This is a genomic window from Sulfurovum sp. TSL6, assembly GCF_019972115.1.
Taxonomy (GTDB): domain Bacteria; phylum Campylobacterota; class Campylobacteria; order Campylobacterales; family Sulfurovaceae; genus Sulfurovum.
Genome location: NZ_BPFJ01000003.1, coordinates 127,765 through 150,968, shown reverse-complemented (window position 1 = coordinate 150,968; position 23,204 = coordinate 127,765). Strand labels below are relative to the sequence as shown.

At 39.0% G+C, this 23,204-nt stretch carries 23 protein-coding genes; all 23 read right to left on the bottom strand.

Annotated features, from left to right (window positions below; all coding sequences use genetic code 11):
• Window positions 1-18: 18 nt before the first annotated feature.
• The 23 genes from LDM93_RS09670 to LDM93_RS09560 all read right to left on the bottom strand — a co-directional run bounded on the left by LDM93_RS09670 (window position 19) and on the right by LDM93_RS09560 (window position 23,083).
• Entirely contained in the window at window positions 19-2,751 is a 2,733-nt protein-coding gene (locus LDM93_RS09670; protein WP_223892202.1) for a RecB-like helicase, read from the bottom strand.
• Window positions 2,748-5,105, bottom strand: coding sequence for a PD-(D/E)XK nuclease family protein (locus LDM93_RS09665; protein ID WP_223892201.1), 2,358 nt, complete (start codon window positions 5,103-5,105; stop codon window positions 2,748-2,750). The genes LDM93_RS09670 and LDM93_RS09665 overlap by 4 nt, the downstream gene beginning before the upstream one ends.
• 100 nt (window positions 5,106-5,205) lie before the next feature.
• The gene (locus tag LDM93_RS09660) at window positions 5,206-5,754 is read right to left on the bottom strand and encodes a FixH family protein (RefSeq protein WP_223892200.1); all 549 of its coding nucleotides are present in this window, start codon (window positions 5,752-5,754) and stop codon (window positions 5,206-5,208) included.
• Window positions 5,741-6,370, bottom strand: coding sequence for a hypothetical protein (locus LDM93_RS09655; RefSeq protein ID WP_223892199.1), 630 nt, complete (start codon window positions 6,368-6,370; stop codon window positions 5,741-5,743). The genes LDM93_RS09660 and LDM93_RS09655 overlap by 14 nt, the downstream gene beginning before the upstream one ends.
• Window positions 6,371-6,474: 104 nt before the next feature.
• The gene (locus LDM93_RS09650) at window positions 6,475-6,714 is read right to left on the bottom strand and encodes a DUF4006 family protein (RefSeq protein WP_223892198.1); all 240 of its coding nucleotides are present in this window, start codon (window positions 6,712-6,714) and stop codon (window positions 6,475-6,477) included.
• Between the two features lie 10 nt (window positions 6,715-6,724).
• Entirely contained in the window at window positions 6,725-7,615 is an 891-nt protein-coding gene (locus tag LDM93_RS09645) for a c-type cytochrome (RefSeq protein WP_223892197.1), read from the bottom strand.
• A complete protein-coding gene (locus LDM93_RS09640; RefSeq protein ID WP_223892196.1) occupies window positions 7,612-7,830 on the bottom strand; it encodes a cytochrome c oxidase, cbb3-type, CcoQ subunit in 219 nt (72 codons plus the stop codon). Before LDM93_RS09640 ends, LDM93_RS09645 begins: the two co-directional genes overlap by 4 nt.
• A 9-nt stretch (window positions 7,831-7,839) precedes the next feature.
• Window positions 7,840-8,508, bottom strand: a complete 669-nt coding sequence (gene ccoO, locus LDM93_RS09635; RefSeq protein ID WP_223892195.1) for a cytochrome-c oxidase, cbb3-type subunit II — start codon at window positions 8,506-8,508, stop codon at window positions 7,840-7,842.
• Window positions 8,509-8,523: 15 nt separating this feature from the next.
• Entirely contained in the window at window positions 8,524-9,990 is a 1,467-nt protein-coding gene (gene ccoN / locus LDM93_RS09630) for a cytochrome-c oxidase, cbb3-type subunit I (RefSeq protein ID WP_223892194.1), read from the bottom strand.
• A gap of 248 nt (window positions 9,991-10,238) precedes the next feature.
• Complete coding sequence (locus LDM93_RS09625) at window positions 10,239-10,853, bottom strand: tetratricopeptide repeat protein (RefSeq protein ID WP_223892193.1); 615 nt, start codon at window positions 10,851-10,853, stop codon at window positions 10,239-10,241.
• A gap of 1 nt (window position 10,854) precedes the next feature.
• Entirely contained in the window at window positions 10,855-11,388 is a 534-nt protein-coding gene (locus tag LDM93_RS09620) for a hypothetical protein (RefSeq protein WP_223892192.1), read from the bottom strand.
• Window positions 11,389-11,479: 91 nt separating this feature from the next.
• Window positions 11,480-12,343, bottom strand: coding sequence for a protoheme IX farnesyltransferase (locus LDM93_RS09615; protein WP_223892191.1), 864 nt, complete (start codon window positions 12,341-12,343; stop codon window positions 11,480-11,482).
• Window positions 12,343-13,350, bottom strand: coding sequence for a cytochrome c oxidase subunit II (gene coxB, locus LDM93_RS09610; protein WP_223892190.1), 1,008 nt, complete (start codon window positions 13,348-13,350; stop codon window positions 12,343-12,345). Before coxB ends, LDM93_RS09615 begins: the two co-directional genes overlap by 1 nt.
• Window positions 13,351-13,364: 14 nt before the next feature.
• Window positions 13,365-13,694: a cytochrome C oxidase subunit IV family protein gene (locus LDM93_RS09605; RefSeq protein WP_223892189.1), complete on the bottom strand. Its 330-nt coding sequence runs from the start codon at window positions 13,692-13,694 to the stop codon at window positions 13,365-13,367.
• Window positions 13,684-14,373 carry a cytochrome c oxidase subunit 3 gene (locus tag LDM93_RS09600; RefSeq protein ID WP_223892188.1) on the bottom strand — a complete coding sequence of 230 codons (690 nt, stop codon included), beginning with the start codon at window positions 14,371-14,373 and terminating at the stop codon, window positions 13,684-13,686. Before LDM93_RS09600 ends, LDM93_RS09605 begins: the two co-directional genes overlap by 11 nt.
• Window positions 14,373-16,028, bottom strand: a complete 1,656-nt coding sequence (locus tag LDM93_RS09595) for a cbb3-type cytochrome c oxidase subunit I (RefSeq protein ID WP_223892187.1) — start codon at window positions 16,026-16,028, stop codon at window positions 14,373-14,375. The genes LDM93_RS09600 and LDM93_RS09595 overlap by 1 nt, the downstream gene beginning before the upstream one ends.
• The gene (locus LDM93_RS09590; protein WP_223892186.1) at window positions 16,021-16,815 is read right to left on the bottom strand and encodes an SCO family protein; all 795 of its coding nucleotides are present in this window, start codon (window positions 16,813-16,815) and stop codon (window positions 16,021-16,023) included. Before LDM93_RS09590 ends, LDM93_RS09595 begins: the two co-directional genes overlap by 8 nt.
• 277 nt (window positions 16,816-17,092) lie before the next feature.
• Window positions 17,093-18,133 carry a D-alanine--D-alanine ligase gene (locus tag LDM93_RS09585; protein ID WP_223892185.1) on the bottom strand — a complete coding sequence of 347 codons (1,041 nt, stop codon included), beginning with the start codon at window positions 18,131-18,133 and terminating at the stop codon, window positions 17,093-17,095.
• Window positions 18,134-18,142: 9 nt separating this feature from the next.
• Complete coding sequence (carA, locus tag LDM93_RS09580) at window positions 18,143-19,261, bottom strand: glutamine-hydrolyzing carbamoyl-phosphate synthase small subunit (protein WP_223892184.1); 1,119 nt, start codon at window positions 19,259-19,261, stop codon at window positions 18,143-18,145.
• Between the two features lie 46 nt (window positions 19,262-19,307).
• Window positions 19,308-19,859, bottom strand: a complete 552-nt coding sequence (locus LDM93_RS09575; protein WP_223892183.1) for a DUF507 family protein — start codon at window positions 19,857-19,859, stop codon at window positions 19,308-19,310.
• Window positions 19,860-19,871: 12 nt separating this feature from the next.
• Window positions 19,872-21,122: an adenylosuccinate synthase gene (locus LDM93_RS09570; protein WP_223892182.1), complete on the bottom strand. Its 1,251-nt coding sequence runs from the start codon at window positions 21,120-21,122 to the stop codon at window positions 19,872-19,874.
• Window positions 21,123-21,127: 5 nt separating this feature from the next.
• A complete protein-coding gene (locus LDM93_RS09565; protein ID WP_223892181.1) occupies window positions 21,128-21,973 on the bottom strand; it encodes an ATP phosphoribosyltransferase regulatory subunit in 846 nt (281 codons plus the stop codon).
• Window positions 21,974-23,083, bottom strand: coding sequence for an alanine--glyoxylate aminotransferase family protein (locus tag LDM93_RS09560; protein WP_223892180.1), 1,110 nt, complete (start codon window positions 23,081-23,083; stop codon window positions 21,974-21,976). It abuts the gene before it with no gap.
• Window positions 23,084-23,204: the final 121 nt, after the last annotated feature.

The following is a 23,204-nucleotide window of genomic DNA, read 5'->3' as shown; positions in this document are numbered from 1 at the left end:
AATTTATTTAAATTAAGATTAATTTAAGCTTTTAATGCTGATTTCATCTTCTAAAAGATAAATGATCCTGCCTTCTGTTCTTTTTCCTGTGATATTGCCTATGGCCTTTTGATAATATCTTACCTGTTTTTCATGTTTCAGTGCATACTTTTTTGAACTCTTATAATCTATGACCAAACAGTGATCCTCATACTCCAGCAAAAGATCTATCTGTTTCAACTCTCCCTCAAAACTAAGAGACTGCTCTTTTCTGACTTTGGCACCATCTAGTATCTGCTGGAATGCTTCATGGTCTATCAAATGCTTGATACGCATTTCTATCTGTTCTATACTTGGATCAGGCAGCTGCTGTCCATAACGATTTTTTAATGAAAGCATTGCAACATCCAAACTCTCTTTATCAAAGGTACCCAACATCTCTAAAGTATAATGTAAAGCCGTACCAAACAAGATAGCTTCATAATCTTTCTCTTCTTCCTCATCATCAGAGAGCACCTCTTGTGTACCATAGTTTGAGATACTCAACTCTTTCACTCTTTCAGGTAAAGTCTTTTTACTCTCATGAATTGATTCCACTTGAAGTTCACCTACAGACATAGGTGCCATATTGATCTCATCAAATATAGAGTCTTTAGGTTTCCTAAGCACAATAAGCCCTTCAACTGCACGGGTCAAAGCCACATAAAGAACATTCTTTCTATCTTTAAGTTCAGATAGCTTGCGCGCCTCCATAATCCGTTTATATGCGCCATCAAAATTTTCTCTACCTTTGGTTCTGTAGAGGATTTGATCTATATAAAGATTGTCATTGTAATGATAGATAAGTGCCGACTTATCACTGTTTTTACGTGTAAGTTTATCGAGCAGTATGACATATTCAAACTCCAAGCCTTTGGAGCCATGTACCGTCATGATCTTTGCACCGTGTAACGAATTGGATGCTACAGCAATACTTGAAGTCTTAAACTCTTCTACAAATGTTGGTATATCAGAAAAGTCAGAAGCAAATTCCAAAAGTTTTAAAATATTCAAGTCTTCGTCAAAATACCCAAACTCGCGTACAAGTCTATCCACAACCTGTAAAGGAGACATAAAAGCAGAGAACCAGGAAAGATCTATCTCTTCCAAACTTTTACCTACCTTGAGAAGCATCGCCTCAGCATCTATCTTCTCTCCAAAGAACAGATACTCACACATTGCAACCAAGGCAGCTATTTTAGGCATATTTTTTAAAGAAGAAGAAGTTTTTAAAAGGGTATGTATCCCTTCATGTTCACAAGTTTCTTGTAAACTCTGTCCATCTTTATTCGTATGTACCAAAAAAGCGATCTCATCTACATTTACACCAAGATCTAAAAGTTTTTTAGCTTGTGTTACTGCTTCTGTTATGATATCTTCAGACTCTAACACTTCCACATAGCCTTCCGACGCTCCAGGCTTGCTCTTTTGCGCTGTGTAACCCTCCATGGTTTCTTCAAACCAGCGGTTAACTTGTTCCACCACATTTTTAGAACTTCTATAATTGGTGTCCATCGGGAGTATATCTACATCATAGTTCTGGGCTACTTTATCAAAGAGCTCTTCCACTCCCCCACGGAAACGATAAAGTGACTGTTTGGTATCTCCCACATAAAAAAAGCTCTTAAATTCACTCTGTCCATGCCCTGAAAATATCTCATCTATAAGCGGTTTGAGGAGTAAAAACTGCAAGGTAGAAGTATCTTGAAATTCATCAAGCAGTATATGTTTAAACTTAGAGTCTATCTTGAAATATAAAAACTCTTTACTGAGACTCTCATGCAAGAGCCTGTAGGTAAAATAGGTCAAATCATCAAAACTCAAAACACCCGAAGATTTTGCATTGGTGATCGTCGCATTTTTATAATAGTCATATATCTTAAAGATGTTATGTAAAACAATGGCCTCTTTAACTTGCGACCAAAGGGCTAACTCTTTTTTGAGAAAAGCATAGAGCCCTTCTATCTCATCATTGGCTACTTTTTTAAACCATGAGTGTTCTCCCAAGGTTTCTTTTTCAAAAAGTGACTTGGCAAATAACGCTTTAATATCCTTTGTATCAAACTGTTTCATACAACGTGCTGCAGCCCCTGCATCTGTAAGGGCTTTGATCATCTTGATTCTCAGTGTTTCACATGCCTCTTCCTGTTTGGCCAAAGAAAGAGCTCTCTCTTCTTGCTGAGGCAACAAAGGATCCACCTTATAAAAATTTTGCATCAGATCAAAGATCTTCATAAAACGTTTGTCTTCGATGTCCATAGAGAGTTTTACTAGAGAGGAGAGTAATCCCGCTGCCTGCACTTCATCCAGGAAATGTTTTTCTAATTCATCTTCACTCTGATCTTTGGTAACAAAGTCCGGTTCAAGTCCTATCTCCAAAGAAGCCGAACGCAAGATAGAAGAGAAAAAACTGTCAAGCGTAACAATGTAGGAACTACTGGCCAGGAACCGTGCCAAAACCTCAGGCTGTTTTCGTAAAAGTGCCTCACGTGAGAGTCCAGTCTGTATACAGATCGCATCAGTGAACGCTTCATTGCTTTTATCAGCCAAGCCCCGTAAAGAATCTACTACTCTTTGACGCATCTCCGCTGCTGCTTTGTTGGTAAAAGTCGCTGCCAAAATAGCACTAGGAGATTCTCCCATAAAAAGCAATGATATGTATCGTACAGAGAGTGCAAATGTTTTACCGGACCCTGCAGAAGCAGAGTAGGCTAAAAAAGGTTTGAAACTCATAGATACTCTCCTCTTCCACACATCAAAGTAAATTCACAGTATTTGCATTTTTGCAGATCTTCACACTTTTCAGCCGTAAAAGAGTTTGTCTGTTTGAGTGCTATAATGTGTTGTGCCAAAAGTGCATTTTTTTCTTCAAGGACTGTGATCTCTTCTATAGTACCACCTTCGAGTATTTTGACGAATGCCAGAGTGATATTCTGGTATTTCCCTGCAAGCATTTGGTGATAGATACTCATCTGCAGATCTGTGAGTTTCTCCAGGTTCTTCGTTTTGTTGGCCTCTGCAGTTGAGCCGCTTTTATAGTCAAGTATAAGTGTATCTGTAGCATTCTGGTCTATACGGTCTATGCGTCCTTTGAAGCGTAGCCCCCCTATTTCGCCCTGCACTTCCACTTCTCTTTCCACCACGCTCCAATCCGCCTTAAAATGCTCTACCTGGGAAGTAACAAATCCTTTTAATTTCTCTTTCCACAGCAGTTTTTTATACGAAGTTTGCGCATCATCATAAGGAAGTAGTCGATCTAAAAGGATATCTATGTTTTTTTGCATCTCATCTTGATTGTCATAACACCCTTTTTCTCTATATAAGTGATCCAAGAGCAAATGTAAAAATGCACCTTCATTCAACTCTTCTTCTTTCTTTGCCTCTATCTTTTGTATATACCGATAATAATACTTTCTCTTACACTCCAAATAGGTTTTCAGTCTTGAAGCTGACCAAGTGATATCCTGCGCATTAAAATGCTCTACCTCTGGATCTTTTTCATCTACAAACTGTGAAGGTTGGTCATAAAGAAGGGTGGTTTGGACCGGTGTTGGTACCGCACTTTTAAGTCCCAGTTCATAAAGGAATTTTGAGGGGAGTTTATTGTCACTGCTGCTGTAGAGTATTGCTACCTCTTTGGCTTGTTCCAGTAAGCGTTTATAATACTGCTTTTGCAACGCTTCTCTGTCATTTTTCGTAGGAAGATTGGCAAAGGCCCGGACTGATGAGTTAAGAAACTGGTCTTTGCTTGAAGCTGCCGGTACAATGCCTTCATTAAAATCGACGATGACCACACCTTCAAAATGTATGCCTCTGGTCTCCAACACACCCATCACCGTGATCATTCCGCCTCGTACATCATCGATAGTGATCTTGGAGAGTGCTTTAAGCCACAAGAAGAGCCACTCTTTTAAACTCAGTTCCTCTTTTGCAAATATCTTCATGAAGTGCAGATATTTTTCATAGACCCGTTCATTGATCTTCTCTTTTTTTTCACCATCAAGCAGTGCGCATTCTAATAATCCCAATCCGTCTACAGCCTTAAAAAACTCCTCTATTTTACAACGTTTTGCAGGAGATAATGTTTCTACCGTTTCAAAGTTAAATCCATAACGTTCCAACATCTGTCTCTGTTCAGCATCAAAGCTTTGCCAATATTTATAAAGTGCTTCAAGCGATTTGTAGATACGGCCATTTGCGTAGTCATACCCCATCGCAAAATTCAGGTTATTTTGGGTATCAAATAGGGTAAAGTGCTCTTTAAAGCTTTCATCAGGCAAGATTAGTACGATCTCTTCCGGGGATATGCCGGAACGGACCATCTTTTCTATCTGGACGAAGGCAACAGCTATCTGTTCTTGTCGTTCTTCCACAGAAAAGACATTAGCATTTATCTTTGCATCATTGGGCTGGGTCGTAAGTATTTTTTTATCTGTTAGATCAAAACTGACATGTGCATGATTTGGTAAAACTATCCCCAATGTTTCAAAACGTTCCTGCATCTTCACATTAAATGAGCTGGTTGTGTAATGTATGATGAGCTGTGTTCTCTTGGCTATTTTTTCAATAAGTTCCAACTCAAAGTGACTCAAGTACCCTTCAAGGTGTATCTCTATGCTTTCATAACTTTGTAAAAAACCCTCATTGAGTCTATATGCACTTGGAATGAATGCTTTATCCGTAAACCCTTGTGCATCAAGAAGCCCTCTGTAATTCTCAAAAAGTTGTTCCAGTATGCCAAGGTGTGTCTCGAACTCTGCATAAGCATCTGCCTGTGCCAAAATATCAAAGCTTATCTGTTCGGCAGCCAACTCTTCAAAGAATTTGAACAAGGCATCACTCTTGGTAAAGAACCGTACCAGTTCAAGATTCACTTTCAAGTCTTCAAAGGCTTGGAAACACGCTGCTTCACGTAAAAGAAGAATGCGCTGCAGCGGATCTATCTGCACTCTGTCTTCCAGAAGAATAGCACGCTGTTCAAACTCATCCATACGCATGAGTGCGGGTAAAAAACCATCTTGCTCTTTATGTGCAGCACTGACTGTTCTTAATGCTCGTGATGTGGGGTAAATATGGAGTTGATTCATGCTGAGTAGTATAGCATAGTGTAGAAGATAAAAACGAAAAATCTGTCATATTGACAGATAAAGATGAAGACAGGGTTAACCCTGTCTTCAGGATTACATCTTAGGGTTTCAGATAAGCAGATACTTCAGAGTAACCAATCGTATCACCCACTTCTGCTCTTAGCTGTAAGGTGTATCTTCCCGCTTTAGTGATCTCTACATCTCTGATTTGGTATTTTCCATCTTTATAAGGCACATTGGTGAAAAGTTTATCTTCTTTTCTACTATGGGGCTGTGTCAATAAAAATGTTACATTTGCATCAGATACTTTTGTACCGTCTTTTGCAAGCACTTCATAGGTAAATGTATTGATGCCTTGTGAGAGTTTTACGGGGTTAAACTGAGGTCGATTACTATTGACGTTATCTGTCATCACCATTGTTTCCGCATCAACCATGTGAATGTTATATGCTTTGTCAAATGCTTTTTTTCTCTCCATAATCTGGTTGATATTCATATCAGCCATTTGATACTTGAGCATGAATTGATTGGACTCTTGTACGGGCATTGATGAGGCCGACTTTACAGTCCAGTAACTTAATGTGATCCCAACCACAAGAAATCCAAGTATCATGTGCGGCCAATAAGTTTTTTCGTTATTTTTTGCCATTTTTTATCCTCATATATAGTGGTCTAATTGCAAATATCCAGAGTACAAACAGTGAACCGATGTAGACAAAAACACTTAATCCCCATACCATATAACGTGTCTCATTAGGTATCGTTGTAGCCAGCTTAACCCCTTTTGACTGAGCAATACCTTCTGCCAGCTCCGAAAAAGCCTGTATCACGCCAATGTTATGTTTATCTTCATCCGAATTACTATCTTTAGTGGAAACGATATCCACTGCAGCATCTCTTACGTCATCATAGTCATAGAGACTACGAAGATCATCAGATGAAGGGATCAATCCCACTCTACCCTTTGTTTCTGTTTGATCTGTGATCCGTGCCTGTGGGGCAAATATAAATAAAACATAAGGCTTGCTCATCTGCGCTTCATACTTCTTGCTATACTCTACCAAGTTGAAACCTACAGGAAAGTGCTCATTGGTCGCTATTACGTATCCATTGATGCCTGTTTTTGAAAAAAGTTCATCACCCATCTCATTGATGCGTTGTGAAGCTTCAATTTTTAGAATGTCATCTTTGAGTATATGTGTAGCGTTTAGAAGAAGTGGAAGTACCAAAGCAAGCAAGGTTGCCCTTACTTGTGCTTTGAACATATTTTATCCTACGTATAAAAGATTGCCACTGAGTGACAAATATAATGCTGCTGCTGCTGCAAATGCCATACACGCGATAAGTACTTTATCCATATATTTAATCATTATTTATCCTTTTTCTCTGCATCTATAAATGCAAACTGCTTATTATTTACATCGATCATTTTAACATTATGTATATCTCTGATCGCTGTCGGATCATAAGGCTTTACTGCTGCATGTCTCTGTACAACGATAACCATGAGCATCAATGTGATCAAAATTGCAAGTAAACCTACGATCGAGATCAAAACCCCAAATATTCCATGTAGTCCAAATAGACTTCGTTTTGTATTTTCTGCCATATGAAACTCCTTACTTTGACAATGACTGAACATATACAGTCAAAGCTTTCTCTTGTACTGGTGTAATAAGCGTTTTGAATGATGGCATTTTACCGATCATACCCTTTTTACCATTTTGCAATACATGGTTCATCAATGTAGCATCATAAGATACAAGATTTGGTGACATACCATTGTTACCTTTACCATCCATTCCATGACAAGAACCACAAGCTGCAAATGCTGCAGGCTGTTCACCCTTCATACCACCGGCAATATATACAGCGATCGCCTCAGCGTCTGCGCCTTGCGCCATACCAGCAGGCATTGCACCCATAGGATAACCCAATTGATTTGAACCATTATTGATCACATCCAATACTTGCTCTTTACTCATTCTAGCAGTAAAGTCTTGTGCTTTACCGGAAAGACCATCTCCTGTCACCCCATGACATTGCTGACATTGTACCAAAAAGATAGACTCACCCATCTCTTTAAGTGTTGCTTCATCTGCATTTTTGTGTATCTCTTCAAACTTCGCATTATATGCCAAAACATCTTCATTGTACTCACCGATCTGGCTATACGCGTTCACAGGATACCCTATCAGTCCATACCACATTGACCAAAGAAAAACGGCTAAAAATGAATATGCCCAACCCGAAGGTAGTTCATTTTCATACTCACCGATCCCATCCCAGTTTTCCTCTGCAAGCTTACCAGATGCTGTGTCTGTTTTCATCTGATTCACATATTTAACTGCAACTGATGCTGTGATCGTTGCAATCGCAATAGCTCCCCCCATTGTTATCGCATTGACCGAATCTGCAAAGATATCGATATCCAGACTCGTTACAACAGCTATAGTTGCTATGATCAACACTGCTGCAAATGCCAGCGCTTTTATCATTAATGCATTCATTTATTCTCCTCCTTATATTCTCTTTGTGACGCGGGTTTATCTTCTACGGGTGTACTTGTCACTTCATCATCAAGTGCAATATTCCCATATTTTTCATAATCACGCTCACCTTTTTTTTCACTTCTGTACAGGTGTATAATATACCCGTACAGCATCACTACCAAAAAAATGGTCATAAAGAAACTGGCATAGCCTTGAATATCTCTAATGTCCATTTTATCACTCTACTTCAAGCTGTTAAGATAAGCAATAAGTGCTACGATCTCAGGTACTTGACCATTCGCAACTGCTTCTTTAACATCTTTGTTTTTCATATCATCAGCAATCGCTTTTGCGTCTGCAAGAACTTTTGGTCTGTGTGCTTCCCATGCAGCTCTGGTTCTTTTAAACTCAGGTCCATATGGTGTGTGAAATGCATTTTTAACTGTTACCGCTTCTGCATAAGCAGTTTCAATATCAGCCAAGTTTGTAAACTGATGTTTATATGCCGGCATAATAGAACCAGGTACGATCTCAGCAGGATTCAACATGTGATTTTCATGCCAATCAGTTGTTCTGTAGTTTCCTACACGGTGAAGGTCCGGACCTGTTCTTTTAGAACCCCAAAGGAATGGTCTGTCAAAAGCATACTCACCTGAAAGTGAATAATCACCATAACGATCCGTCTCAGATTTAAATGGACGGATAAGCTGTGAGTGACATGACATACAGTTATCTTTAATATAGACATTTTTACCTGCAAGTTCAAGTACAGTACGAGGTTTAAGGTCTACTACCGGTCTTGCCGCCTTCGCAAAGTTCGGTACGATCTCAATAAGTCCTGCAAATGCGATAACGATCGAAATCCCCGAAGCAAAGAAGAATGGATTTTTTTCTAACCAATGAAAAAACATAATAAACTACCTCCCTTATGCCATAGGTGTTCTAAACTGTGGTTCTTCTGTAATCTCTTTAGCAGAAGTCATAGTTTTATACATATTGTAAGCGAACATAATGAAACCAATAAGGTACATTACACCTGCAAGCGCTCTGATTGTGTAGTAAGGATGAAGTACATTGACCGTATCGATGAAGCTATACATCAAGTTACCATACTCATCTACTGCTCTCCACATCATACCTTGTGTAATACCTGCGATCCACATAGATGTAAAGTAAAGTACAACCGCTGTTGTTTGAAGCCAGAACTGTGTCTCCATCATTTTTCTAGAGTAAATTTCTCTTTTAAACATACGCGGTGCCATATGGAACAGTGAAGCCATGATCATAAATGTAACCCAACCAAGTACACCATCATGCACGTGACCTGGAATCCAGTCAGTAAAGTGTGCAATTGCATTGACTGATTTGATCGCTTGGATAGGACCTTCAATGGTTGACAACATATAGAATGTTGATGCAAGTACCATAAATTTGATCAGTGGATTGTCGGTTAACTGATTCCACTCACCTTTCATCGTAAGGAGCATATTGATCGCTGAACCCCATGATGGCAAGATTAGTACTACAGAGAACGCAGAACCCATTGTTTGCATCCAGTCCGGAACTGTTGACCATAAAAGGTGGTGAGAACCAGCCCAAAGGTAAACGAACATCAATCCCCAGAAAGAAAGTAAAGAAAGCTTATATGAATAGATCGCTTGTCCAGACTCTTTTGGAAGGAAGTAGTAGATCATACCAACAATAGGCACTGTAAAACCAAATGCAACCGCATTATGACCATACCACCATTGTACTAGTGCATCATTCGTACCTGAATACATAGATACAGAGTGAGTGATTGCACCTAGACCCTCTGTTGCGAAATAAGTAGGAATTGACATATTGTTGAAAAGATAAAGCATAGCAATACCAAGGAAACATGCAAGATAGTACCATACAGAGATATAAAGTGCTTTCTCTCTTCTGATACCTATAAGACCCATCATACCAACACCCCAAAGTACCCAGATTACAACAACAACAAGATCAACCCACCACTCATACTGAGCATACTCTTTACCACTGGAGATACCCAATAGTAATGATACTGTTGCGATCAACGCGCCCACAAAGTATAGCCAAAACTGAATGTTTCCGACCACCATCAAAAACTTCGATTCTGCCATAGATACTTTAAGGACTCTTTGCCCTATATAAAACCAAGTAGCAAAGATTGCTGAAACCGTAAATCCAAATACTACGGTATTTGTATGAAGTGGTCTGAGTCTTGAGAATGTCCCATACTCACCCAATAGATAGTTTAATTCAGGAAATGCCATTTGTGCGGCAATAATCGTACCGATCAACATTCCTAAAAATCCAAACAAAATAGTTAAAAAGGTAAACTTTTTTGCCAATGAATAATCATATTCCAATGCTGCGTTTGATTGCATGCATACCCCCTTGTATAAATTCTATGTCATAAAATTACAACACTCAATAATAATTATAATCTTATTTGATTATATTGGGACTTAAATAATTATTTAATGTATATATATGGGATAAATGGTTACATTTGACGTAATTATGGAGTGATTTAAGGCATCAAAAGAGAAATTAACTCTCACTTAATTTATCAATTTTATTGATTTTTTTAGGAGTAATATTCTCCTAAATAATCTCTTGAAAGGAAAGAAAACTATTTAAACCAGCTTTTTATCGTAGCCCAGATCCCGGTTTCTATACCCTTGTCTTCGTTGTCCAATTCAGTATATCGATCACATCCGGCTTTCAATCCAGTATCACAACCTTTTTTGTAAAATTCTTTTTCTTTTGTTCTGTTTTTCTCAACACCAAAGCCACCACGATAAATGATCGCCACTGCGAAGCATGCATCACCGCTTTTTAGTTCACACGCCTTTTCATAAAACTCTCTAGATTTGACATCATCAGGCCTTACATCATGACCATCACGATAGATCGTTCCCATAGCTTCACAGGCAAATTTCACACTTCTTGCACATGATTCTTCAAGATAAGGTATAGCCGCGCGGTAATTTTGATCCTTATAGTAATTATCCCCCATAAGGTCACATGCTCTATCCTCTCCTAGAGTACATGCTTTACGTATATAGCTCAACCCCTCTTCTTTGATATCTTGTACCTTTGCATTATCACCTGTTACTTTAGGGAGGCCATACTCATAACATGCTGTTCCATTATTGTCACTACACAACACTTTTAACACATCACTTTGTGAAGCTGAGAGCGTAGACAAAATACATAGGCTTAATGATACGATAATCTTTAACATACTATTTACCTTCTTTTTTCTCTTTATCTTTTTTCATTGCCTCAACAAGGTGAATGTTTTCCATTTCCATCTTTTGGAATGATTCAGTCATTCTCGCCTTTAGTGCATCTTCCTCTAAAGCCTCTGTAAGTGCTGATTCATAATATTTTTTGAAATCAGCATAAGGTGTTACACCAGAAGAGAGTATCATTTTAAAATCAATACCAGGGAAATAGGCCTCCCATGCTTTGGCAGCTGTTTTTAGCACCTTTTTATTATTAAAGTAAGAGACCGCCACAACAATTTGCATGGCAAACACAAGGAGTATAATATAAAATACAATGGCTTGAGCTATACCTAACTCTTTAAAAGATACCGGGTTAAAGATTGCGGCATACATAGCAAATGGTAAAATAAGAAACGCCAGTTTGATCCACTTGTTGCTTAATCCCCCAAACTGTGCATTATCATAAATAAGTCTTTTATTGATCGTGTGATTCTTTTCTTTAAACACACTCTTTATGATAGTTTGAATGCTATATTGTTTTTCTTGCATGGTTGTCCCTTAAAATGTAACTCATATAAGTGTAGTAAGTTTTAATAAACTGTAGTTTAATAGCAGAAAAATTCTGCTATTGAAAATATCGTTAGAGATGATGTTTGACATACTCATCAATGCTGAGAAGTATGATAATACCTAAAAATGCTGCATTAATTTTCCAGAAAATTGCACGTGCATCTGTGAGTTTAAACTCTTTTTTAAGCAATTTTAGAGATGTGATAAATGCCCATACACCCAGTGCTGCAGAAAGCGCCACGGTAATATTTGAATAGACATTAAATGTATAGACCAAGAATACACCTGCATGTATAGTCAGTACCAGCCACACAAATGTAAGTCTTTGCAGTGTCCCTTCACCAAAGAGGCGCATTGCTGTTGGATAACCACCTTCCTTGTAATCTCCATGAAAGAGCATCACCAATAGCCAAAAGTGTGGTACCTGCCAAATAAAATAATAGACTGCTAAAGCAATGAACTCTAACTCAAACAGCGTATGACCAGCAACAAGCCACCCGATAGCCGGTGGAATAACACCTAATATCGCTCCTGGTACAACTGCTACAGCAGATCTCTTTTTCAAAGGAGTATACATGAGGTTATACCAAATGAATGCAAAAGCAAAAAAGTTTATGCCTGTAAGCCCCAAGAGTGCATATATGCAGGCAAAGGATATCAAGATCAGGACAACTGCAATGATCGTTCCTGTGCGTGGTGACATACGGCCTGCTGCTATAGGACGATTCTTCGTTCTTTCCATCTTGGAATCTTCTTTATACTCTTGTACTTGATTAAGAGTGGAAACTCCCATCGCAACGAGAAGTACAGAGAAGGTAGCAAGAAACATATCTAAACCAATCTCTCCCTTTGCCATAATGTAGGCAAAGAGTGCAGATAAACTGACTGCAAAGGAGAGAACAAACTTGGTGACTACGAAAAAGTCTTTAATCATTATTTACCTGTTTCCATGTATTTAATAAGTGTTTCAAGATCTTCAGCCGGAAGGTTGAACGTTGGCATAATACCTGGGTAGAATCCTTCAGGAACATCTTTATCTGGATTGGTAATCGCATCTTTAAGATATGCAGTGTCATATTTGTCACCTATACCTTTAAGGCTTGGTCCAACTAAAACTGCATCCGTATCAATTGAGTGACATGAAGCACATCCATTCTGTGCGTACAATGCTTTTCCATCTTTAGGGAAGTTACCTTTTGGTGTATCTTTGTCAGTGCTCTCAAACCACTTCTTGTACTCATCTTTTTCCATTACAACGACCTTAGAGTACATGTATGAGTGGTCTGTACCACAGTACTCAGCACACTCTACATCATACTCACCCGTTTTAGATACATTGAACCATTGTTTGGTTGTACGCCCTGGAACGACATCCTCTTTCATACGGAATGCAGGAATATAATATGAGTGAATTACATCATTGACTGGTGCAGTCATTTCTAAGATGACATCTGTATTCACAGGCACATATAGTGCAGTGATACCCATAGTACCCTCTTCAATAACCTTACCTGTCTCTTTATCTATAGTAGGCTTTTTGAACACCCCACCGATTTGATGAACATGTCCGCTTTTATTTGCAGGGTACTCATATTTCCACTTCCATTTAGAACCTTCAACCTTGATCACAACAGTCTCATCTGTAACTGTTGGCATTGTTCTAAACATTTGCATTGTCGTATTACCGTAGTAAAAGAAAACCATCACTGCAATAATAGGAATGATAGTCCATGCTAATTCCAACCCGGTATGATGGGTTAAGTTACCAATCTCTTCATCTTTTACTTTATCAGCACGATACTTCCATGCAAAATAGAACATCGGTGCAACTACTGATAAAAATAGTGCAACTGAAATCCACACGTGCAGCCAAAACGCAAAATCAACATCTGCGTTAAAACTTGATGCACTTGTACTAAATCCTTCTAATTTATTACTCATATGTAAAACCCCTCTTAGTGTGCTGCAGGAGCAGTAATATGACTTTCAGCTCCAAATTGGAAATTGGCAACATCAATACCAATGACGATAATAAAGAAAACTGTAACTAATGCTAATGAAAACCATACCATAGCTGAAATCAGTTTCTCACCTTTTAAGTGCATGTAGTAGATCACGATCAACCAAGCTTTAACCACTGCAATAAGCATTTGTGCTAAAAATGTTGAATGTGTCATAAACATATGCGGCTGGATAAATGTAATCGCCGTCAGTACTAGTAGTCCTACAAGTACTTTATAATATATCTTTTTCTCTTCTTGATAATTTACTGTATTAGTGTCCACCTGTTGCTCCTCCTGCTCCGATCATGTAGTAGTAAGGGAATACGAATACCCAAATAAGGTGTACGATATCCCAGTATAGTGCGATGTTCCAGTGTAAAATATGATGCTCAGTGCTCACTTTACCTGCATTGATTCTTTTAAGTAACCAAATCATAAGACCAATACCAATAATAATATGGAATCCATGGAGTCCAGTCATTGAAAAGTAAAGACCAAAGAATAGTTTTTGACCAAATGGTAAAGTTGACTCAGGCAATAGCTTGTCATGCATCAAGAAAATACCGTGATGATATTCAGCTGTCCATTCAAATCCTTTGATGACCAAGAAAGCAACCGCTAAAATCATAGTCGCCCAGATCATAAGCTTGGCACCTTTTACATCACCAGCTCTCATTCTAAGTAATCCCAGCCCCATTGTCAGTGCCGATATAAGTAGAATGACTGTATTTGTACCACCCAATAGTCTATTTAAAGATGCAGATGCATCTAAAAAATCTTGAGGGTGTAATGTATTATAGTATGCAAGTGCAAGGAACATAGCTCCAAACATCATTACTTCTGTAAGCATGAACAGCCAGAAACCTAGTTTCCCGCCGTAAAAATCACCTTGCCAACCTTGTACTTCATGTTCATTCCCATCACGATCGATCGCGATTTCAGGTACGTATTCGTGTCCCATTAGTCTATCCTTTGCATCGTTTCATAATTAAATTTAACCACTGGCTCACCATGTTTATACTCATATGGATCAAAATCAACATATGGCACTTTAGAGTGGTTATCTAGTGGTGGTGGTGATGTTGGTAAGTGCCACTCAAGTGTTGTAGCATTCCATGGATTCGGCGTAGTTGCCTCACCTTTAGTCCAGCCTTTAAAGAATACCCAGAACATATAGATAAGACCAGAGATAAAGATAACTGCTCCTATAAATGAGATTTGGTGATAAATTTCAAATTCTGGCAAGTAGTCAAAATAACGTCTTGGCATACCATAGTAACCAGCGATGAACATTGGGAACCACAGAAGGTTGAATCCAATAAAATTAAGATAGAAAGCAATTTTTGCTTTTGTTTCATTATACATTTTACCTGTAATCAGCGGGAACCAATAGTGCATCCCAGCAAACATCAAGAATACAACCCCACCAAGAATTGCGTAATGGAAGTGTGCAACTGTGTAGTACGTATCTTGTAAGTGTACATCCATACCGATCATTGTAATAGTAATTCCAGTAATACCACCGATAGCAAATGTGATAATTGTTCCTAGTGCCCAGATCATTGGTGTAGAAAGAACGATCTTTCCTTGATACATTGTAGCAACCCAGTCATAGAACTTAACACCTGTTGGAATAGCAACAAAGAACGTTAAGAATGAAAATACTGTTTTAGCAATATCTGACATACCTGATGTATAAAGGTGGTGACCCCATACAAGGTAACCAATACCTGCAATTGACGCTGAAGAAAGAGCGATAGTTCTATATCCGAATACCTCTTTTCTTGAGAAAGTAGGAATGATTTCAGACATAATACCAAATGCTGGAAGAATCATAAGATAAACAGCCGGGTGAGAGTAGATCCAGAATAAATGCTGGAACAATACAGGGTCTCCCCCTTTAGCTGGATCAAAGATACCAATACCAAAATACTTTTCTAAAATAGCAAGCACAAGTGTAATACCAACAACTGGTGTAGCAAGAAGTTGGATCCATGCTGTTGCATAGATACCCCATACAAACAGTGGCATTTTAAAGAAAGTCATACCTGGTGCTCTAAGTCTGTGAATAGTAACAAGGAAGTTAAGTCCCGTAAGAATTGATGCAAAACCAAGAACGAATGCAGCTACAAGCGCCATAATAACGTTTGTTCCTGTGTTCATTGAATATGGAGCATAGAATGTCCACCCTGTATCTGCTACACCTTCACCAATAAATAGTGATGCAAGTGCAATACAACAACCCGCAATGTAAAGCCAAAATGTAAACCAGTTCAATCTTGGGAAAGATACATCTTTCGCACCGATCATAAGTGGCATAACAATGTTTCCAAATACCGCAGGAATTCCCGGGATAATAAATAGAAAGATCATAATTACACCGTGAAGTGTAAATGCCTGGTTAAATGTGTCTCCATCCATATATTGTCCGCCTGGTGCAAACAACTCTAGTCTCATTGCAAATGCTGTAAATACAGCTACAAAAAAGAATACAAACATCACAGCTGCATACATAATACCAATTCTTTTATGGTCAATAGTAAGCATCCACTGCATGAATGTACTTTTAGGGTGCCCAATGGCACAGTGTGTTTCGTCGAAATAAGTTTTACTCATCTAAGTCTCTCCTTTGATTTTGATGTTCTTCTTGATCTCTTCTTCCTGCTTTGATAAGCCAGATAAAAAAGATAATTGTAATCGTTAATATCACTGTTGCTGCTATCTTCTCCCAGGCAAAAACATAAGTTTTACCTTTTGGGTCGTATGAAAAACAGTACAGTAATGTTTTAGCTATGGTCGGTCCAACCTTTCCTTGTGCTGACTCCAACACTGCCATTTTCACATCAAAAGGAAGTTGTTCGATACCATTAAGGTAACGTGTGATCTTCCCTTCTGGTGAAATGATGATCAATGTCGCAGCATGAATCCACTCAACTACACCTGCTTTAGATACTTCCTTTTTATAGGTAAATCCAACTTTGTCAGCCAAAATAGCTGAAGAGTTGTTTTCACTCAGTAAAAAGTGCCAAGCATCCTGTACGTATGGTCTATCCATTACGTGTAGCATCGTTTTTCTTTTCGCTTTTGCTAAAGGCGGTGTTTCATCCGGTGCAAAACTGATAGTCAATGCTTTGTAGTCAGTATTTTCAGCCAAGTCAAGTTTAGACAGCATTTTTGCCATATCTTCTAGTTGTGGTGTACAGATACCTGCACATCTAAAGTAGTTCAAAGAGATGATCGTTGGTTTCCCATCCATATACTCTTTGAGTGTTCTACTTTTACCGTCTTCGTCTATAAATGTTAAATCAAGTGGAACATATTCACCTAACTTTTCATTTACACCTAAAGACTCTGCTTGCAGTACAGTTAACAACAGTACTACAAGCATTACGATTTTCTTCATATACACTCCCCTGTTTATGTCCTATATTTGTAAAAATACGAACAATTCTAGTCCACAATCACTTAAATGGCAATGAAAATATATTGATTAATCTGTATTTACTTGATAAAAAAGACTTTTAAGTTACAGAAAGTAATTTTTTTAATTATATATAATTTTTTGTAATTTTTAGTATTATCTGAAGTAATTTAGGTATGGAGAAAATGCTTTTACGGGAAAGATATACTTTCCCTGATTGATTTTGAGAGAATGAATAAGTTTACTATAACACGTATAGTTAGGCTTTGCCTTTTGCGCTTTGGATAGAGTGAATATATTGGTAGTCTACCGCGATGTTTTGTTCTTTAGGAAGAGTGTTTGAGAGTCTTTGCACCATACCTTCAAAATCTTCAAACAAATAGTTCGCCATAGAACCGGGAATAGGATTGATCTCATTAAGAAGCACTTCATTGTCTACAACAAAAAAGTCACAACGTATGATACTTCCTTTAAACAATGGATCATATATCTTTTTGAAACTCTCTTGGATCTTTTCTTTTAGCGCATCAGAAATATCCGCTGCCAAAACTTGAGAATCTCTGGAAAAGTCCATGTATTTTTTTTCAAAATCGAGGAACTCTTCTTTATGCGGCTCTTCTACAATAGAAAGTTCCCAATCATTCGTGTATGAACCTGCCTGATTAAACTCTTTTACCCCTTCGATAAAAGGTTCTATGATCACATCTGTATCAAATTCAAATGCAACATCAAGCGCGTAATCAAGCTGAGAAGCTTCTTTTACGATACTCACACCGATGCTGGAACCTAAACGGACCGGCTTAATGATCACAGGGTACTCCATAGAAATTTTTCTTTCATCATTTTTAGAAAGATATTCATAAGCGACTGTTTTGACACCTAAACTCTCTGCTAAAAATTTGGTGTAGAGTTTGTTATAAGAGAGTGCCGAAGCTTCTATTCTCGGAGAAATGAAAGGAATCGTGTAGAATTCCATCAGTGAAGCTATCTTGCCATCCTCTCCATCTCTTCCATGGATAAGGTTCAGAGCCACATCAAAATCCACATGCTTGCTTCCAAACATACCGTCAATCTGAAAACCGCCATTTTTAAGTGTCAACTCTTTAGATTTTTTATATTCACCGGATGAAAACAGTTTAGAGTTGATCTTCTGCGTATCAATCAGATAAAATTTTCTGTCACTGCTTACAAAGATATACACAAGTGTAGAATTTTTTAAGACTTTTTTCATTGTGATAGCAGAGACAATGCTTATCTCATGTTCATAGCTGGATCCACCAAACAATATCGCTATTTTCATCGGACTTCCTTAAAGCATTTTGGCAAATTCGCCAAAGATATATGCACTTTCATGTGGTCCAGGACTTGCTTCTGGGTGATGCTGTACCGACATTGTTGGAGAATCATTGTATTTGAGTCCTTCAATCGTATTGTCAAAAAGGTTCATATGCGTGACAGTCGCCACTTCAGTAATAGCATCAGGTACATTATAGTTGTGGTTTTGTGCCGTGATCTCTACAGTACCTGTAACTTCGTTTTTCACAGGATGGTTTCCGCCATGGTGTCCAAACTTCAATTTGTACGTATCGTAACCATGTGAGATAGAAAGCAGCTGGTGTCCAAGACAAATACCAAAAATCGGTACTTTACGAGCGATAAGCTTTTTGATCTTCTCTTGTTCCTCTTTCAAAATAAGCGGATCCCCAGGTCCATTTGAAAGGAATACACCATCACACTCTTTTGCATCGATCTTGGCAATGATCTCTTCTGCTGACATAGTGTTAGGTGCAACCGTGACTTCCATTCCTGCATGGGTAAGTTCATTTAAGATATTTCTTTTAATCCCAAAATCCAAAGCAATAATTTTTTTTGTGGTTTGTGGCACTTCATATTCAAATGTCGTTGCATTGTATCGTGCTTCAGTATGTACATAACTCTCTTTGGTACTTACCTGCTCGATATAATTCACTTCTTCAATACGCGGTGAAGATTCCAATACTTTTTTGAGTGCATCCTGATCATGTATCTCCGTAGAAGCTACCATCATCATTGCGCCTTCATCTCTAAGCATTTTTGTTATAAAGCGTGTGTCTATCTCAGTAATGCCAAGGACATTTTCTCTTTTTAACAAGGCTGCCAAAGTCTCTTCGCATCTAAAGTTAGAGGTACGATCCTGATAACTGCGTACGATGATTCCTTTACAATGCGCACCTTTACTCTCCATATCTTGCGCATTACACCCTACATTACCTATCTCAGGCGTCGTAAATGTCACAAATTGCCCTGCATACGAAGGGTCCGTAGTAATCTCCTGGTATCCTGTAGTGGATGTATTAAATACGATCTCTCCTACAGAAGTACCTTCTGCACCAAAACTTTTCGCTTCAAGCATCAATCCATTTTCAAAATATAAAGATATCTTATTCATATATTTCTCCTTTTTTTGAGAACAAGTCCCTCAAAAGATTCATTCATTAGAGCATACCTCTCTTAGCAAGCTCTTCTTGATACAATCTTTCATAAAGCAGTTCATAATCCTGAGAACCAGGGATCACTTCTTTTTCCATACCTTTGATCTTTGCATACACAATATCATCTATCTCATCATATGCATCTGCAAATGCTTTGAAAGATTTAAAGATCACATTCTTTACCTGGTTTTCATTTACCGTATATTCTGCAAGGTAGTTTTCATACAATTCATCCAGGATAAGGTGTGCCAGATCATTGTATCTGTCATCGTAATTCATGATCACACCATGTTCAGGAGCCATTTTCTTTTTGATCATAAAAAAGAGCTGTCTCTCATCTGCATGTTGAAATTCAATCTCATCATAATTTTCATCTAGAATTTTTTTTACTTTTTCATCAAGTGCATGCTCTTTTTCCAGGTTTTCGTCTATGATCTTTTTTGCTGCTTCAACAACGGCTTCTCTACCTTTTGGCAGAGTGACAAAAGGTGCGTTGGCCAAATCTATCCCGATTTTTGTTGCTACATACCCTGTCTGTTGTGGTTTTAATCTCATTGCTACCCCTTATTATCGAATTATTGTATCTTCACGCTCTGGACTTGTGGAAATGATACCCATCTTTGTCCCTATCATCTCTTCAAGTGCTAAAATATATGATTTTGCAGTCTCCGGTAAGGCATCGAATTCTCTCACACCTTCTGTTTTATCCCAACCTGGAAAACTTTTATACACAGGTGTTGCATCATCAAGTTCATAAGGTACATAGTTGATCTCTTTACCATCTACTTCATAGGCTACACATACTTTTACTTCATCAAAACCATCCAGTACATCCAATTTCATCAGTGCTACCTGGTCTACACCATTCACACGTACTGCATGACGCATCGCTACAGCATCGAACCAGCCACATCTTCTCGGACGTCCTGTTGTCGTACCGAACTCATGACCATTTTTACGCAGGGTGTCACCTTCTACACCAAAGTCTTCACTTGGGAAAGGCCCATTTCCTACTCTTGTACAGTATGCTTTTGCAATACCCGTTACTTTTCCAAGGTCTTTTGGGTTAATACCAAGACCAGAACAGGCACCTGCACTTACCGTTGTTGAGGAAGTCACATACGGATAGGTACCATGATCTATGTCAAGCATCGTTCCCTGTGCACCCTCTAAAAGTATCTTCTTATGGTCATCCAGAATGTCCCACATCATTTGTGTCGTATCTGTAATAAAAGGCCCGAGTACTGCTTTGTACCCTTCCAGCTCAGCTAAAAGCTCTGCCTCCACAGGTGCATCTACACCCATAGCATCAAATACAGGTTTGTTTATACTAAAGAACTCTAAGATTTTTGCTGTGAGTTTTTCAGGGTTGAGTAGTTCACCCAGTCTATGTCCTACTCTAGCGATCTTATCACCATAGGCAGGTCCGATCCCCTTACCTGTTGTACCGATGGCTTTGTCACCCTTCAGACGCTCTTTGGCTTGATCTATAAGTGCATGGTAAGGCAAAAGTACATGTGCTTTATCTGAAAGGAACAGTCTCCCTTCCAAATTATCAAACTGCTCCATCTCTTTAATGAAATCTTTTGGTGAAAGTACCACACCGTTCCCTACAATGTTTTTAGCCTTAGGGTTCAGTACACCTGAAGGGATAAGGTGAAGCGCATACTTCTTGTCACCAATAACAATCGTATGCCCGGCATTGTGCCCACCTGCAAAACGACATACATAGTCATGTGTCTGTGCCATATGGTCAACGATCTTTCCTTTTCCTTCATCTCCCCATTGGAGACCTACGATCAAATCTGCTTTACTCATCTACCCTATCCTCTGTTCATTTTATTACTGACACACTCATCTGTATAGAGTGCAAATCCTGCTGCTTCTACACCGTCTATGGTGTATATTCCGCCCCTTGCCAAAAGACTGTTGCCTTCAAACATCCTGAATGTTAAAGAGTCATAATATCTCATCTTCGCATAGAAGAGTGGAGAGATGACCATATTGCTATACGCTACTTTTTGTGTCGCCTCTTTGATCTTTTCAAGCTCCACTTTGATGTCATCAGGAAACGGGCTCAGATCTTCAAGGTCACTCACGGCATTGATTCTTATAAGTTGTTCGATCCAAGGCAGATCAGCCGCCATGATCTGTTCAACATGCATCGATTTCAATACTTCTAAAGAGACCCCGTATTTTTCATTTAAAAGATGCGGGATACGGATATTGGCTATCTGCATGACCGGTTCTGATCCTATCTGGCTTAAAAGCGTTGTTGTGGTTTCTGCGATCTCCTCAAAACTGCCATCGATCACTTCCGCACCGATCTGATACTGCTCTTGTGTCGGGAACGTTACCGTTGGCTGGATATAAAACCACTTTTTAGACTCTGTACTGCGCCCCAGTCTTTTTGTCACAATACGTACTACATCTGCCGTAGAATCTGCACGTAATGTCACTTCATGATTTTCTGCATCATTGAGTCTGACCAGGAGCTTTTGATCCTCGAAACATTCATGCTGATGATAAGAGAAGAGTGGTGTTACGATCTCTTCAAATCCAAGCGTCCCCAATGTTTCACTTGCGATACTTTCTATCTCTCTTTTTATCTTGGCACTTTGTCCAAAATAAAGCCTGCTCCCACTAGGGATCTCGTGTTCAAATATCATTTAGTTACTCTTCTTAAAATATGTTTCGTTAAAGACACGGCTTGCCGTACCATCAAACTCTCTTCTACCCATGTCAGCCAAGGCCAACTCAATAGCATTCACGACCCATGCAGACTCATAGACAGGGATAAGACCCATCTGATTGATACGGAAAAGTTTACCTTTGAGGTGGTCTTGACCCCCTGCCATGTTAACACCGTACTTCGTTTTGAGTAGTTTGCGTATTGGCTCTGCATCTTCATCCAATACAGTACTCATAGACAGTGCCGGAGTTTGTGGGTACATCGCAAAACCGATCGCTTCAAGCGCCGCTTGTGTCGCTGCTGCTCTTGCTGCAGTATTTGCATATAAAGCATCGATCCCCTCTTCTTCAATCGCATCAAAAATAGCATTGAGACCGATGATGAGTGTCGTTGCTGCTGTATATGCCGTAGTATTCTGCTGCTGTTTTTTAATCTCTGAAGCAAGGTTGAAGTAGTAGTCCACTCCTTTGCCTATCTTCTCTACAGCTGCACTTGAAAAGCCGATCATTGCAAGTCCGGGAGGAAGCATCAATGCTTTTTGACTCCCCGTGACCAATGCATCGATATTCGAAATGTCGATACGCTCCACACCTACTGCTGTGATACCATCTGCAACGATCATAATATCAGGTTTGATCTCTTTGGCTCTTTTCGCGATCGCTTCTACAGGATGGCGAAGTCCGCCGGCACTTTCACACACTTGTATAAAGATCGCATCGATATCTGTATTTTCATGCAAAGCATTTTCAACATCAGCTACAGAACACGGTGTATTCCACTCATAGCTGAGCTCCACTTTAGCTCTTCCTATTGCATCAGCAATCTTTCCAAAACGCTCACCAAACTTACCGGCGTTTACCGTCAATGCTTTAGTCTTACATAAGTTCAACATACATGCTTGCATGGCACCTGTACCTGAAGAGGCTATCATCACACACTCATCCATTCCAAGAAGTTTTAAAAGTCTTTCACGGGCTTCTTTAAAAATGGCTTCAAATTCTGGTGTTCTATGGTGTAGTGTAGGTGTTGCCATAGCTTGGCGAACAGACTCCGGTACTGGTGTAGGTCCTGGGGTAAAAAGTAGCATAAATATCCTCGCAATCGCCATCATGACGACGGCGTAATTAGCGAGATTATATCCAAAAAGAAGTTAGAGAATGGTGAAGAAAAAGAATTAAATCATGGTAGAAGAGAAGGAGGTCCCTTCT